Origin of the sequence: Rhodovulum adriaticum, from assembly GCF_004345735.1 — a bacterium.
Lineage (GTDB): Bacteria > Pseudomonadota > Alphaproteobacteria > Rhodobacterales > Rhodobacteraceae > Rhodovulum > Rhodovulum adriaticum.
Genome location: NZ_SLXL01000001.1, coordinates 677668 through 690931, shown reverse-complemented (window position 1 = coordinate 690931; position 13264 = coordinate 677668). Strand labels below are relative to the sequence as shown.

At 65.9% G+C, this 13264-nt stretch carries 13 protein-coding genes and 1 tRNA gene; 4 read left to right on the top strand and 10 right to left on the bottom strand.

The window, feature by feature from the left end; genetic code table 11:
* Positions 1 to 2: 2 nt before the first annotated feature.
* From EV656_RS03255 to dapF, 5 genes are all read right to left on the bottom strand, one after another.
* Positions 3 to 1340, bottom strand: coding sequence for a cytochrome b (locus EV656_RS03255; protein WP_132599378.1), 1338 nt, complete (start codon positions 1338 to 1340; stop codon positions 3 to 5).
* Positions 1341 to 1351: 11 nt separating this feature from the next.
* Positions 1352 to 1909, bottom strand: a complete 558-nt coding sequence (gene petA / locus EV656_RS03250) for a ubiquinol-cytochrome c reductase iron-sulfur subunit (protein WP_132599376.1) — start codon at positions 1907 to 1909, stop codon at positions 1352 to 1354.
* Between the two features lie 314 nt (positions 1910 to 2223).
* Positions 2224 to 2514: a hypothetical protein gene (locus EV656_RS03245; protein WP_132599375.1), complete on the bottom strand. Its 291-nt coding sequence runs from the start codon at positions 2512 to 2514 to the stop codon at positions 2224 to 2226.
* Between the two features lie 77 nt (positions 2515 to 2591).
* A complete protein-coding gene (gene mtaB / locus EV656_RS03240; RefSeq protein WP_132599373.1) occupies positions 2592 to 3860 on the bottom strand; it encodes a tRNA (N(6)-L-threonylcarbamoyladenosine(37)-C(2))-methylthiotransferase MtaB in 1269 nt (422 codons plus the stop codon).
* Positions 3860 to 4696, bottom strand: coding sequence for a diaminopimelate epimerase (dapF, locus tag EV656_RS03235; RefSeq protein WP_132599371.1), 837 nt, complete (start codon positions 4694 to 4696; stop codon positions 3860 to 3862). The genes mtaB and dapF overlap by 1 nt, the downstream gene beginning before the upstream one ends.
* A gap of 110 nt (positions 4697 to 4806) precedes the next feature.
* Here dapF and EV656_RS03230 point away from each other — a divergent pair.
* Positions 4807 to 4882: transfer RNA gene (locus tag EV656_RS03230), tRNA-Lys, on the top strand.
* Between the two features lie 293 nt (positions 4883 to 5175).
* On the opposite strand, the gene leuB is transcribed toward EV656_RS03230, so the two are convergent.
* From leuB to leuC, 5 genes are all read right to left on the bottom strand, one after another.
* Positions 5176 to 6279, bottom strand: coding sequence for a 3-isopropylmalate dehydrogenase (leuB, locus tag EV656_RS03225; protein ID WP_132599369.1), 1104 nt, complete (start codon positions 6277 to 6279; stop codon positions 5176 to 5178).
* Positions 6280 to 6336: 57 nt separating this feature from the next.
* Positions 6337 to 7404: an endonuclease/exonuclease/phosphatase family protein gene (locus EV656_RS03220; protein ID WP_207899542.1), complete on the bottom strand. Its 1068-nt coding sequence runs from the start codon at positions 7402 to 7404 to the stop codon at positions 6337 to 6339.
* Positions 7405 to 7421: 17 nt separating this feature from the next.
* Positions 7422 to 8258, bottom strand: coding sequence for a hypothetical protein (locus EV656_RS03215; protein ID WP_132599365.1), 837 nt, complete (start codon positions 8256 to 8258; stop codon positions 7422 to 7424).
* A 275-nt stretch (positions 8259 to 8533) separates the two neighbouring features.
* On the bottom strand, positions 8534 to 9139 hold the full coding sequence (gene leuD / locus EV656_RS03210; protein WP_132599363.1) for a 3-isopropylmalate dehydratase small subunit: 606 nt from the start codon (positions 9137 to 9139) through the stop codon (positions 8534 to 8536).
* Between the two features lie 12 nt (positions 9140 to 9151).
* Positions 9152 to 10570, bottom strand: a complete 1419-nt coding sequence (gene leuC / locus EV656_RS03205) for a 3-isopropylmalate dehydratase large subunit (protein WP_132599361.1) — start codon at positions 10568 to 10570, stop codon at positions 9152 to 9154.
* A gap of 234 nt (positions 10571 to 10804) precedes the next feature.
* On the opposite strand from leuC, the gene EV656_RS03195 reads away from it, so the two are divergent.
* The 3 genes from EV656_RS03195 to rlmH all read left to right on the top strand — a co-directional run bounded on the left by EV656_RS03195 (position 10805) and on the right by rlmH (position 13131).
* Positions 10805 to 12121 (top strand): mechanosensitive ion channel family protein, encoded by a 1317-nt coding sequence (locus tag EV656_RS03195; RefSeq protein WP_132599359.1) that lies wholly within the window; start codon positions 10805 to 10807, stop codon positions 12119 to 12121.
* A 174-nt stretch (positions 12122 to 12295) separates the two neighbouring features.
* Positions 12296 to 12661, top strand: coding sequence for a ribosome silencing factor (rsfS, locus tag EV656_RS03190; protein WP_132599357.1), 366 nt, complete (start codon positions 12296 to 12298; stop codon positions 12659 to 12661).
* Positions 12661 to 13131, top strand: coding sequence for a 23S rRNA (pseudouridine(1915)-N(3))-methyltransferase RlmH (gene rlmH, locus EV656_RS03185; protein ID WP_132599355.1), 471 nt, complete (start codon positions 12661 to 12663; stop codon positions 13129 to 13131). Before rsfS ends, rlmH begins: the two co-directional genes overlap by 1 nt.
* The last annotated feature ends 133 nt before the right edge of the window (positions 13132 to 13264 follow it).

Below are 13264 nucleotides of genomic sequence, written 5' to 3'. Positions count from 1 at the left end.
TCTCACTCGGCCGGGGTGGCGTTGCCCGAGGCAGCACCTTCGCCGTAGTGCGCGTTGAAGTCTTCCTCGATGGTTTCCGGTTGCGGCAGCGGCTTCTCGATCACGCCCAGAACCGGCAGCACGACCAGGAAGTAGGCGAACCAGACCGCAGACCCGATCAGCGCGATGGTCGGGTAGATGCCTTCGGCCGGCATGGCCCCCGCCCACATCAGGACGAAGAAGTCGATGAAGAAGACCCAGAACGCGATCTTGAACATCGGGCGATAGCGTCCCGAACGCACGTTCGAGGTGTCCAGCCAGGGCAGCAGCGCCATCACGATGATCGAGCCGAACATCGCGATCACGCCGAAGAACTTGGCATCGATCACGCCGAAGGACATCCAGTCGAGGATCTGCACCAGCCACACATCGCCGTCAAAGGCCCGCAGGATCGCGTAGAACGGCAGGAAGTACCATTCGGGCACGATATGCGTCGGCGTCACCATCGGGTCGGCCGGGATGTAGTTGTCCGGGTGGCCCAGGTAGTTCGGCATGAAGCCCACGACCGCGAAGAAGACGATCATGATAATGCCCAGGGCGAACAGGTCCTTGATGACGAAGTAGGGCCAGAACGGCAGGGTGTCTTTCTCGGCCTCTTCCTTGGACGTGCGGCGCACCTCGACCCCGGTGGGGTTGTTGTTGCCGGTCGTGTGGAAGGCCCAGACATGGACGATGGACAGGCCCAGGATCACGAAGGGCAGCAGGTAGTGCAGCGAGAAGAAGCGCGTCAGCGTCGGGTTGCCGACGGCCGGGCCGCCCTGCAGCCAGGTCAGCAGCGCGTCACCCACAAACGGGATCGCACCAAACAGGCCGGTGATCACGGTGGCGCCCCAGAACGACATCTGGCCCCACGGCAGCACGTACCCCATGAAGGCTGTTGCCATCATCGCCAGGTAGATCAGGATACCGATGATCCAGGTCACCTCGCGCGGGGACTTGTACGAGCCGTAGTAGATGCCACGGAAGATGTGCAGATACACCGCGATGAAGAACAGCGAGGCGCCGTTCGAGTGCAGGTAGCGCAGGAAGTGGCCGCCGTTCACGTCGCGCATGATGTGCTCGACCGACTCGAAGGCCAGGCTGACATGCGGCACGTAGTGCATCGCCAGCACGATGCCGGTGACGATCTGCAGCACCAGCGCAAAGAACAGGACAATGCCCCAGATCCACATCCAGTTCAGGTTCTTGGGCGTGGGGATCATCAGCGTGTCGTAGATCAGGCCGACGATCGGCAGGCGCCGATCCAGCCATTTTTCCGGGCCGGATTTCGGCTCGTAGTGATCATGAGGAATACCGGACATCGGGCTCTCCCTTAACCGAGTTTGATCGTCGTCTCGTCAACGAAGGACGCGACCGGGATGTAGAGGTTCTCGGGCGCCGGGCCCTTGTGAATGCGGCCCGCCGAGTCGTAGTGCGAGCCGTGGCAGGGGCAGAACCAGCCGCCGAAATCGCCCGACTGGTTGCCGATCGGAACACAGCCCAGGTGGGTGCAGACGCCGATCATGACCAGCCACTTGCCCTCGTCGTCGAGGGTGCGGTTTTCATCGGTGGCCGGCCCCGGCTTGTTCGGGTTGCGCGAGTCGGTGTCACGCAGCTTGTCAACGTCGAAGCTGCGGGCCAGGTCGATATCTTCCTGGGTGCGCAGACGGATGAACACCGGCTTGCCCAGGTATTTGACGGTGATCTGCTGACCTTCGACGACAGACCCAACGTCCACCTGGATCGAGCTGAGCGCCCGAACATCGGCAGAGGGGTTCATCTGATCCACCAGCGGCCAGACCGCCGCCCCGGTGGCGACAACACCGGCGCCCGCCGTGGCGTAGTAAAGGAAGTCGCGGCGGGAGCCGTCGGTATCTTCTGCGTGCGACACGAGAATTCTCCTTTCCGTGGCCGGGTCGCCGGCCGATTCTTCAAAAACGGGTCGGAATCGCACGCGCGTGCGACCCGACCGTTTGCGACACTTACCTAGCCCCCACGGTGACTTGCGTCCAGCGGACATAGCCGCGCAGCGCGGTCCGCAAAGGCCGATCGGCACATCGTCTACGGTCGTATACTCCGGGGTATCCGGGCCAGCCAGACTAAATAAGTTCTAAGCTGAGCTTCTGAGACGTTCTGGCGCAGAAGTCGCCCCAACGACCGCCGAAGTTTCACGCGCTTTTGAAAATATTGCTTCCCTGTGCGGCGTCATACCCGGCGCAGGCGCAGGCGACCCAGGGCGGTGGCGTCGATTTCAACCCCCGGCCCATGCGTCCCGATGCGAATCGTGCGCCGCATCCGGGCTGTTCCGTTCATCTGATCGGGTTCCCGGCGCAGGCGAATGCCCTCGTCGGCTTCATCCATCGCGTCCTCTGCCCTTTGATCCCGGCGGGCCGGTTCGCGGACCTGCGTGGCGACATAGGCAACCAGCGCCACAGCGCCATAGCGCAGGGCGACACGGGCCACGACAGGGGCCAGCGGGGCAAGGGGCAGGGGCATGTGAAACCTCCGTCACTATCGCGGTCAGATTAGCCCGGCACGGGCAGAGCTGTCCATTCACTTGTCCGGCAGGTACCTCAGACGGCGCAGAGCCGCCCGTCGGCCTGCCCGGTGATGGTCGCGGTCACGATCTGCCCCTCGGGCCGATCGCTGGCAAAGGTGACCTCGGTGAATTGCGCGGTGCGGCCCATGCGCGGGCTTTCCATCAGAATGTCGTGGGTCTTGCCCTGCTGTTCACCCAGATGCTGCGCCACGCGGTCATCGCCGACGGCACGCAGGCGGGCCGCCCGGTCGCGGATCGCGGCGCCATCCACCTGGGGCATCCGGGCGGCCGGCGTACCCGGCCGGGGCGAATAGGGAAAGACGTGCAGCCAGGTCAGCCCGCAGTCCTGAACCAGGCGCAGGGTGTTTTCGAACATCGCCTCGGTCTCGGTCGGAAAGCCCACGATGATATCGGCCCCAAAGGTCATGTCCGGGCGCAGGCGCCGGGCCTCTTGGCAGAACCGGATCGCGTCGGCGCGGGCATGGCGCCGCTTCATCCGTTTCAGGATCAGGTCGTCGCCCGATTGCAGCGACAGGTGCAGATGGGGCATCAGGCGGGGTTCCTCGGCGATGGCCGCCATCAGGGCCGGGTCCGCCTCGATGGAGTCGATCGAGGAAATCCGCAGGCGCGGCAGTTCTGGCACCAGCTTCAGGATACGGCGGACCAGATCGCCCAGCCGTGGTTCGCCGGGCAGGTCGGCGCCCCAACTGGTCAGGTCGACGCCGGTCAGCACCACCTCATTATACCCGCGCGCGACCAGGCGACCGATCTGGTCGGCCACCACCCCCGCAGGCACCGACCGCGAATTGCCCCGACCAAAGGGGATGATGCAAAAGGTGCAGCGGTGATCGCAGCCATTCTGCACCTGAACAAAGGCTCGTGACCGCGTGCCGAACCCGTCGATCAGGTGCCCGGCGGTATCGCGCACCGACATGATGTCGTCCACGCGCACCTTTTCGGTGTCGCCGATGAAATCGGGGCCTGTGGCGATGCCTTGCCATGTCTCGGGGCGCATCTTTTCGGCGTTGCCGATCACCAGATCGACCTCTGCCATCTCGGCAAACCGCTGGGGTTCGGTCTGCGCCGCGCAGCCCGTGACCACGATCCGCGCATCCGGGTTTTCGCGCCGCAGACGGCGGATGTCCTGGCGGGCCTTGCGCACGGCCTCTGCCGTGACGGCGCAGGTGTTGACGATCACGGCGTTTTCCAGCCCCGCCTCTTGGGCCAGTTCCTGCATCGCCGCGGTTTCATAGGCGTTCAGGCGGCATCCAAAGGTGGCAAAGCGCGGCGCCAGCCCGGCCATCACGCGCCCCCCAGGAAATCGGGCGTGAACACCCCGTCGAACACATGCGCCGTGGGTCCGGTCATCCAGACCCCATCCGCGCGCCAGTCGATATGGATCGTGCCGCCGTCCAGATCGATCCGCACCGCCCGCCCGGTCAGCCCGCGCCGCGCCGCGGCCACCGCCGTCGCGCAAGAGGACGAGCCGGAGGCCAGCGTGATGCCCGTACCCCGTTCCCACACCCGCATGCGCAGATGGTCGGGGCCGACCAGATGGGCAACCTGAACGTTCGTGCGCTCGGGGAACAGGGGGTGGTGTTCGTGTTCCGGGCCAAAGGTGGACAGGTCCACCGCCCCGGCATCGCGCACGAAAAAGGTGCAGTGCGGGTTGCCCATGCCGGTGGCCACCGGATCGCCCGGGATCGGCAGGTACAGCGTGTCCACATCGCGCGCCAGCGGCACCGACGCCCAGTCCAGCAGCGGCGCCCCCATGTTGACCGAGGTCAGCCCGCCGCCCGCATCGACCGCCGCCAGCCGCCCCCGTTCGGTCAGCAGGGTCACGGCATCGGCACCTGTTTCGTCCATCACCAGGCGCGCGACACAGCGGGTCGCGTTCCCGCAGGTGGCGGACAGCGACCCATCGGCATTGTAAAAGGTCAGCCGCGCGTCGGCCCCTTCGGCGGCCTCGATCAGCGCCAACTGGTCGAATCCCGCGCCCCGGTGCCGGTCGGCGATGGCCACAACCTGCCCCGCCGTCAGGGTTACGCCCCCCTGCCGGTTGTCGATCACGACGAAATCGTTGCCCAGCCCGTGCATCTTGAGGAAGGGCAGCCCGTTCTTATGTGCCATCTGCGCCATGGAGGGGGCATATAAAGGGGCCGCGAGGACGAATCCAGCGCGGCAGCGAAAAAACCCCGTTTTTGCCCTTGACCCCCCCGGCCGGTTTTTCTACCTAGCAGGCCTCAAGTGGGCCGTTAGCTCAGTTGGTAGAGCAACTGACTTTTAATCAGTGGGTCGCAGGTTCGAATCCTGCACGGCTCACCACTGGAATCCAGACGATGACGCAAATCGCGAACCGACGCGCAGAGCGCGACGGGCGGTTTGCGCGGGGTTGTCTTTTCCCATGATTGCGGGCCGGTTGCGACGGCAAGCGCCTTTTCGAAACTCCAGATGCCCGTCGTGTCGTGGTCACCGCCCTCCCGCGGACGGGGCGCTACACCTGATGTTCAGACCGGGGCCGCATTTGCCCCGGCCCCGATCAGGTTATCGCATGCCCACGGCCAACGCCTTGCCATGCGGGCAAGGGTGGGCAGCTGGTCGCGATCCGGCGCCTCGGATCAGAGGCTGGCGTCCAGCGCCGCCAGGATCGCGTCGCCCATCTGCGCGGTGGTGGCCGGGGTGCCGCCCTCGGCCTGCATCAGGTCGGCGGTGCGCACACCATCGGCCAGCACCTTTTCCACGGCCTGTTCCAGGCGCGTGGCCTCTTCCCCCTGATCGAAGGAATAGCGCAGCGCCATCGCAAAGCTCAGGACACAGGCGCAGGGGTTGGCCTTGCCCTGCCCGGCGATATCGGGGGCCGAGCCGTGCACCGGCTCATACAGCGCCTTGGGTCGGCCGTTTTCCATCGGTGCGCCCAGGCTGGCAGAGGGCAGCATACCCAGGCTGCCGGTCAGCATCGCGGCCACGTCGGACAAGAGGTCGCCGAACAGGTTGTCGGTCACGATCACGTCGAACTGCTTGGGCCAGCGGCACAGCTGCATGCCGCCCGCATCCGCGTACATGTGGCTCAGCTCGACATCCGGGTAATCGGCGTCGTGAACGCGCTGCACGACCTCGCGCCACAGGATGCCCGATTCCATAACGTTGGCCTTCTCCATCGAGCAGACCTTGTTGCCGCGCTTGCGCGCCAGCTCAAAGGCCGAGCGCGCGACGCGGTCGATTTCAGCCTCGGTATAGCGTTGGGTGTTGATGCCGACGCGCTGGCCGCCCTCTTCGATGATGCCGCGCGGTTCGCCGAAATAGATGCCGCTGGTCAGTTCGCGCACGATCATGATGTCCAGCCCAGACACCACGTCGCGTTTCAGCGAACTGAAATCGGCCAGCGCATCGAAACACTGGGCCGGGCGCAGGTTGGCGTACAGGTCCATTTCCTTGCGCAGGCGCAGCAGGCCGCGTTCCGGTTTGACGCTGAAATCCAGGTCGTCGTATTTCGGCCCGCCCACGGCGCCCAGCAGAACCGCGTCCACCTCTTGCGCCTTGGCCATGGTGGCGTCGGACAGCGGCACGCCATGCACGTCATAGGCGGCCCCTCCCACCAGATCCTCGGTCACGTCAAAGGCCAGCCCGCGCTTGTCGCCGAACCAGTCGATGATGCGGGTCACCTCGGCCATCACTTCGGGGCCGATGCCGTCGCCGGGCAGGATCAGAAGGGTGTTGGTCATGGGGGCGGTCCTTGTTCACATAGGTCGGATGGGGCGTAGCCCCTCGCCCCGCAGGGGTCAAGGCAGGGCGATGTCCACCCAGACCAGCCGGTGCCGGGACGCCACCGCGACGGTTTCGGCCAGCGGGCCGCCGTCGGGCCACAGCACGCCCGCCCCCACCACCGCCAGATCGGCAGAGGGCAGAACGTAATCCACCCGCAAATTGCCGGGGCCATCGTCATCCCAATCGGCGATGTCCAGCGCGGGATCGCCCCGGTGGGCGGCGTTGGCGCCCCCCTGCCACGCCGCCGCCCGCCCACCTGCGGATCGCGGGGCCGGATCGGTCAGCCGCGGATCGGCCAGCAGCGCGCGCATCGCCGCGCCGTGGCCGTCGCCGTCCACCGGGTCCAGATTGGCATCGCCCAGCAGGACGAAGCGGTCACGGGGTGGCGGCGGGCCGGGCAACGCGCCCTCCAGATAGCGCAGCCACAGGCGCAGCTCGTCCCGGTTGCGCAGCCCGTTACGATCCTCTGGCCCATCAAACACTGGCGGCGTCGCGTGGTAGGCCAGCAGGTGCAGCACCGTGGCGCCCACCTGCACCGGCACATCCCAATGCCCGGTGGTGGACAGCCGTTGCACCGCCTGCGCCGCGGCAGTGGGAAAGGGGCGCCCCGCCCGCATCGGCAGCACAGCCCCCGGCATATCCGCCCAGATCAGGCCGGACAGGTCGCGCACCGCATCTGCCCGGATCGGAAAGCGGGACAGGATCGCCATACCCTCTTGCCCGGTGAAATAGCCAAAGCCCTGCGCATCCCCCGGCCCGCCCAGACGCCCGTCGCCATCCAGATCCAGCCCGGTCCGCACCCCCCGGTTCGGCGCCAGTGCAAACCGGTGGGGATAGGCCAGGCCGGCACGGCCCAGCCGGTCCGCCAGGGCGGCCAGCGCGCGCCCCTCGGCGTCGTAATCGACGCCTTGCAGAACCAGGATGTCGGGGCGCGCGGCGGCGATCACCTGCACCACGGCGGCGACCTGTTCGTCCTTTCCACCCAGGATGGCGCCCAGCAACAGGCCCGGCCCGCGGCGCGACAATTCGGTGTTATAGCTGGCAACGCGCAGCGTGTCGGCCCCCGCCACCGCCCCGGCCAACGCCAGGACGGCCGCGATCAGACCGGCACGAAAGAGGCCGCGTCGGCGGGCCGCGTGCGGCCCCGTTGCCGCCGGATCATCTCGGAAATGCGGCCCAGCGCGATGCCGCGCATGAAAAGACTGGCAGGAAGCAGCGCCCATGCGGAAACCGTCCAGATCAGGGTGTGCGGATTGTCCAGCAGAACCGGGTCGAACAGGCTGCTGCCCGCGCGCATCACCAGCGGGATCACAAAGGGCAGGATGAACCCCATCGCGATATTGATCCGCCCGTCGCGGTGCAGACGTTCCACCACGTCGCCGGCGGCGGTCGGGTCAAAGGTCGGCAGGTTCACCCAGACATTGAACGCACCGTTGCGCGACGGCCAGGTCTTCAGCCGCGAGGCCAGCACGAACACGCCCAGCGAGATCAGCGAGATCAGGTAGGCAATGCCCGCCGCGTTGCGCACAAGGATGACGTGCGCCGGGTTGGTTTCGGCCGGCAACAACTGGATGAACAGGCGCACCGGGCTGTATTCGAAATCGGTGGCCTGGGCGATCACCGCGCCCACGGCCTCGACGAACAGGGTCAGCGCGTTGGGGGCGAACTGGCCCTTGCAGATCAGGGTCAGCGCCAGAACCGTGAAAAACAGCGCCGCAAAGCGGATGCGGTTGAACGGCGGCGCGTCGCGAAACTCGACCAGGCCGGGATAGGTAGAGACATATTCAAAGAAGGTCAGGGCACCGGCGAACAGGCACAGCAGGGCGACGATCTGGGTCACATCCCCCGTCGCCCCCGGCAGCAACAGCGAGGGCATCGCGATCACCAGGACGACAAATGCCGTGCGCGCCGCAGCGCCGATTACGCGCGAGATCACTGCCTGTGCTCCTCGACTGCTCGTGCGCGATACGTTGCCGCGCCGCCTGCTTTCGGCATTCCGTAGATTTTGACGGATCGCCATAACTTTGCCCCATTTTTGCCAACATTCGCCATGCCTGGCAAGGCACTGTTATGGTTAACGATTTCTTTCGGGCATTTTCATGGAAGAACTGTCGCCACTTTGCATCAATTCCCCAATTAAAAAGGGCCGCCCTCTCGGGCGACCCAACATCTTGGCATTCAGGGCAATCACGCCACAACGGCGCCGCCGGATCAGACCCAGGGGCGTTCCTGCGCCATCTGGGATTCGAACCCGTCGATCGAGGGCGCCTTGGCCAGCGTCAGGCCAATATCGTCCAGCCCCTCCAGCAGACAGTGCTTGCGGAACGGATCGACGTCAAAGGCGATTTCTTCGCCATCCGACGTGGTGATGACCTGATTTTCCAGATCCACCGTCATCCGCGCGTTCGCGCCCTTTTCGGCATCCTTCATCAGGATATCCACCTGCTCTTGCGGCAGCGGGATCGGCAGGATGCCGTTCTTGAAGCAGTTGTTGAAGAAGATGTCGGCAAAGCTGGGCGCAATCACGCAGCGGATGCCGAAATCCTTGATCGCCCAAGGGGCATGTTCCCGCGACGAGCCGCAGCCGAAATTGTCGCCCGCAATCAGGATTTCAGCCTGGCGATATGCGGGCTTGTTCAGCACGAAATCGGGGTTTTCATTGCCCTGATCGTCATAGCGCATCTCATCGAACAGGTTCACGCCCAGCCCCTCGCGCTTGATCGTCTTGAGGAACTGCTTGGGGATGATCATGTCGGTGTCGATATTGACCAGCGGCAGCGGTGCGGCGATGCCGGTGAGTTTTTCGAACTTTTCCATCGGTTCCGCTCCTTACACCGTTTCCGCCATCATCTCGCGCACATCCGTCAGGTGCCCTGTGACCCCCGCCGCCGCGGCCATGACCGGGCTCATCAGGTGGGTGCGCCCGCCGCGGCCCATGCGGCCCTCAAAGTTGCGGTTGGATGTGGCCGCGCACCGCTCGCCCGGGGCCAGCTGGTCAGGGTTCATGCCCAGGCACATCGAACAACCCGCAAGGCGCCATTCGAAACCGGCCTCGATAAAGATCTTGTCCAGCCCCTCTTCCTCGGCCTGGGCGCGGACAAGGCCCGAGCCCGGCACGACCATGCCCCGCACGCCATCGGCCAGCTTGCGGCCCTTCAGGATTTCGGCGGCGGCGCGCAGATCCTCGATCCGGCCATTGGTGCAGGATCCGATGAACACCGCGTCGATCTTGATGTCGGTCAACGGCGTGCCCGGTTCCAGCCCCATGTAATCCAGCGAGCGCGCTGCGGCCTCGACCTTGCCGCCCTGGAAATCCTGCGGCGCGGGCACGGTGCCGGTGATCGGCAGCACGTCCTCGGGCGAGGTGCCCCAGGTGACCACGGGGGCGATATCCTCGGCCCGGATGGTCACGACCTTGTCCCAATGGGCGTCGTCGTCGGAATACAGCGTCTTCCACCAGGCCAGGGCGGCCTCCCACTGGGCGCCCTTGGGCGCATGGGGCCGGCCCTTGACGTAGTCAAAGGTGGTTTCGTCCGGCGCGATGATGCCGGCGCGCGCGCCGCCCTCGATCGCCATGTTGCAGACGGTCATCCGCCCTTCCATCGACAGCGAGCGGATCGCCTCGCCGCAATATTCGATCACATAGCCGGTGCCGCCCGCGGTGCCGGTCTTGCCGATGATCGACAGCGTGATGTCCTTGGCGGTGACGCCCGGCGGCAGTTGGCCGGTGATCTCCACCTTCATGTTCTTCGATTTCTTCTGGATCAGGGTCTGGGTGGCCAGCACATGTTCCACCTCGGACGTGCCGATGCCGTGGGCCAGCGCACCAAAGGCGCCGTGGGTGGCCGTATGGCTGTCACCGCAAACCACGGTCATGCCCGGCAGGGTCCAGCCCTGTTCGGGGCCGACGATATGCACGATCCCCTGGCGGATGTCGGAAACCGGGTAATAGTTGATCCCGAAATCGCGGGCGTTCTGGTCCAGCGCCTGAACCTGGATGCGCGATTCCTCGGTCATGTTGGCGATGTTTTCGCGCCCGGCGGTGGTGGGCACGTTGTGATCGGGCACGGCGATCGTCTTGCCGGGCGCACGCACGCTGCGCCCTGTCATCCGCAACCCCTCAAAGGCTTGCGGGCTGGTCACCTCGTGCACGAGGTGACGGTCGATATACAGCAGGCTGGTGCCATCCTCGGATTCATCAACGAGGTGGGCATCCCAGATCTTGTCGTAAAGCGTCTTGCCGGTCATGGAACTCTCCGCGGCTTTTTCGAATGGAAATGGCTGAACGGGATTGGTCCCGCCTCATAGGCGGGCCAGCACCGTGCGCCTTGCACCGTGAAAGCGCCAGGGCAGGCGCGCGCGGTCGTCCATGTCGAAGATGCGAGTCATGCGCTGCGAGATACGCGCTTGCGGCCCTGCGATCAAGGGCGGCGCGCTTGTCTGAACGGGGGGTGCGTGCCACTCTGCCCAGAGAGAGAGCCGATGGAAACCGACCCGACCCCCGTTCTGGAACAACTGATCGCACTGGCAGAGCCGTTGCGCGACCTGCTTGCGCGGCTGACGCGGCCGGGCTGGGGGCAGTATCAGTTGGGGTTCATCCTGGGGCTGGCCCTGCTGGTGCAAGTGCTGGCGCGGATCCTGCACACGCCCCTGCACGACTGGCTGCGCGCGCGGCAGGGCTGGCCGATGTGGCGCCTGCGCACCGGGCTGGTGCTGCTGAAACGGCTGCGGCTGATCTTGTTCGTTGCGCTGTCCTGGGTGCTGGTCTGGGCCATCCGTGAACTGACCTGGGATTCGCGCGCCTATTTCCTTTCCATCGCCGCAACGCTGGCCACCGCCTGGCTGGGCGTGGGGCTGGCCGCGCGGCTGGTGGTGACACCGGCGCTGCGCCGGCTGGTGACATGGGCGCTGTGGGCCTTTGTCACGCTGTATATCCTGGGCCTCTCGGACGAGGCCGCCGCCGTGCTGGACAATATCGGCCTGACCCTGGGCCAGGGGCGTATCTCGGCCCTGCTGCTGCTGAAGGCGGCGGTCGTGACCGGCATCCTGTTCACGCTGGCCCGGCTGGTCGCGCGCAACTCGGCCCGACGCATCCGCGCGGACGAGACCATCTCGCCCTCCATGCGGGTGCTGATCGTCAAGGTCATGCAGATCGCACTCTATGCCGCGGCGATCTTTATCGGGCTGAAAACGGTCGGCGTGGACCTGACCGGCCTTGCCGTACTGTCCGGCGCCATCGGCGTGGGCCTGGGCTTCGGCCTGCAAAAGGTGGTGTCGAACCTAGTTTCCGGCGTCATCATCCTGCTGGACAAGTCGATCAAGCCCGGCGACGTGATTTCCCTGGGCGACACCTTCGGCTGGATCAATTCGTTGGGCGCGCGCTACGTGTCCGTGGTCACCCGCGACGGCAAGGAATTCCTGATCCCGAACGAGGATCTGATTACCAGCCAGGTGGTCAACTGGTCCCACTCCAACGAATTCGTCCGCCTGGACATCCATTTCGGCACCTCTTACGGCGACGATCCGCACAAGGTCCGCAAGATCGCCGTCGCGGCCGCCCAAAGCGTCGGGCGCGTGCTGGCCGACCGCCCGCCGGTCTGCCATATCGTGGGCTTCGGCGACAGTTCCGTGGACTATATCCTGCGCTTCTGGATCACCGACCCGACCGAGGGGCTGACCAATGTGCGCGGCGCGGTCTTTCTGGCGCTGTGGGATGCGTTCAGGGAAAACGGCATCTCCATCCCCTTCCCCCAACGCGAGGTGCGGCTGCTGGACCATGCCCCCGGCGGCGCAGAATGATCCACCGGCGGAACGACGCCGCAGGCCCGCGCCCCACATTGAGATTTCATCCCCCCGATGTTACATTACCGTCCGTGCCCGGCGCCGGGGCCCTGACGGCGTGCAAAGTAGGAGGACTATGTCCTGTCTCACCATGTTGAGGCGGCCCATGAGGCGGCCGCATCGAACGCAGCCATGACCGGGCTGTTTCCCGATATGTCCAGCGAGGATCTGCTCGCCCATATCCGCGCCTCTCTCGAAGACGACAAGGCCGAAGACATCACCACGATCGACCTGCGCGGCAAATCCAGCATGGCCGATTACATGGTGATCTGCTCGGGGCGCTCGACCCGGCAGGTGGCCTCGATCTCGGACAAGCTGAAGGATCGCCTAAAACAGGAACTGGGCCGCACGACCAAGGTCGAGGGCAAGGACCAGGGCGACTGGGTGCTGATCGACGCGGGCGACATCATCGTTCACGTCTTCCGCCCCGAGGTGCGCGAGTTCTACCAGCTCGAAAAGATGTGGATGGCCCCGGGCAGCGTTACCGCCCAGGCCTGATGCGCGTCCATGTCTGCGCCGTGGGCCGGCTGCGCGCCGGGCCAGAGGCCGAGTTGATCGCCGATTACACCCGCCGGTTCGACCGCACTGGGCGCCCCCTCGGGCTGGGCCCGTTGACCCTCAACGAGGTCGAGGATCGCAAGGGCGGCGGCAAACCCGCCGAGGCCCAGCTGCTGACCCGCGCCCTGCCCCAGGGCGCAACGCTCTGCGCGCTGGACGAACGGGGCAAGACGCTCTCCTCACCCGAATTCGCGGCCCTGCTGGCCCGCTGGCGCGACGACGGGCGGTCCGACGCGGCCTTCGTGATCGGCGGCGCCGACGGGCTGGACCCCGCGCTGACCGCCCGGGCGGATGTCAAGCTTTCGCTGGGGCGCATGGTCTGGCCGCACATGCTGGCCCGCGTGATGCTGACCGAACAGCTTTACCGCGCCGCCGCGATCCTGGCCGGCACCCCCTATCACCGCGCCTGATCTTCTTCTTGGTCCAAATACCCCCACGCGCCCCCGGCACGGGCGCGCCACAAAAGGCGTGGCCCGGAACGGGCCGCAATCGGGTTGCCGCGGTTGCCCTGCCGCGCCCGCGGACCTAGAAGGGGACAACCGT

What these genes read in the sequence shown, in the direction of transcription:
- rlmH (WP_132599355.1), top strand. Translation starts at nt 12,661, where the DNA reads ATGCGCGTCCATGTCTGCGCCGTGGGCCGGCTGCGCGCCGGGCCAGAG.
- rsfS (WP_132599357.1), top strand. Translation starts at nt 12,296, where the DNA reads ATGACCGGGCTGTTTCCCGATATGTCCAGCGAGGATCTGCTCGCCCAT.
- EV656_RS03255 (WP_132599378.1), bottom strand. Translation starts at nt 1,340, where the DNA reads ATGTCCGGTATTCCTCATGATCACTACGAGCCGAAATCCGGCCCGGAA.
- leuB (WP_132599369.1), bottom strand. Translation starts at nt 6,279, where the DNA reads ATGACCAACACCCTTCTGATCCTGCCCGGCGACGGCATCGGCCCCGAA.
- EV656_RS03195 (WP_132599359.1), top strand. Translation starts at nt 10,805, where the DNA reads ATGGAAACCGACCCGACCCCCGTTCTGGAACAACTGATCGCACTGGCA.
- dapF (WP_132599371.1), bottom strand. Translation starts at nt 4,696, where the DNA reads ATGGCGCAGATGGCACATAAGAACGGGCTGCCCTTCCTCAAGATGCAC.
- leuC (WP_132599361.1), bottom strand. Translation starts at nt 10,570, where the DNA reads ATGACCGGCAAGACGCTTTACGACAAGATCTGGGATGCCCACCTCGTT.
- leuD (WP_132599363.1), bottom strand. Translation starts at nt 9,139, where the DNA reads ATGGAAAAGTTCGAAAAACTCACCGGCATCGCCGCACCGCTGCCGCTG.
- mtaB (WP_132599373.1), bottom strand. Translation starts at nt 3,860, where the DNA reads ATGGCCGGGCTGGCGCCGCGCTTTGCCACCTTTGGATGCCGCCTGAAC.
- EV656_RS03245 (WP_132599375.1), bottom strand. Translation starts at nt 2,514, where the DNA reads ATGCCCCTGCCCCTTGCCCCGCTGGCCCCTGTCGTGGCCCGTGTCGCC.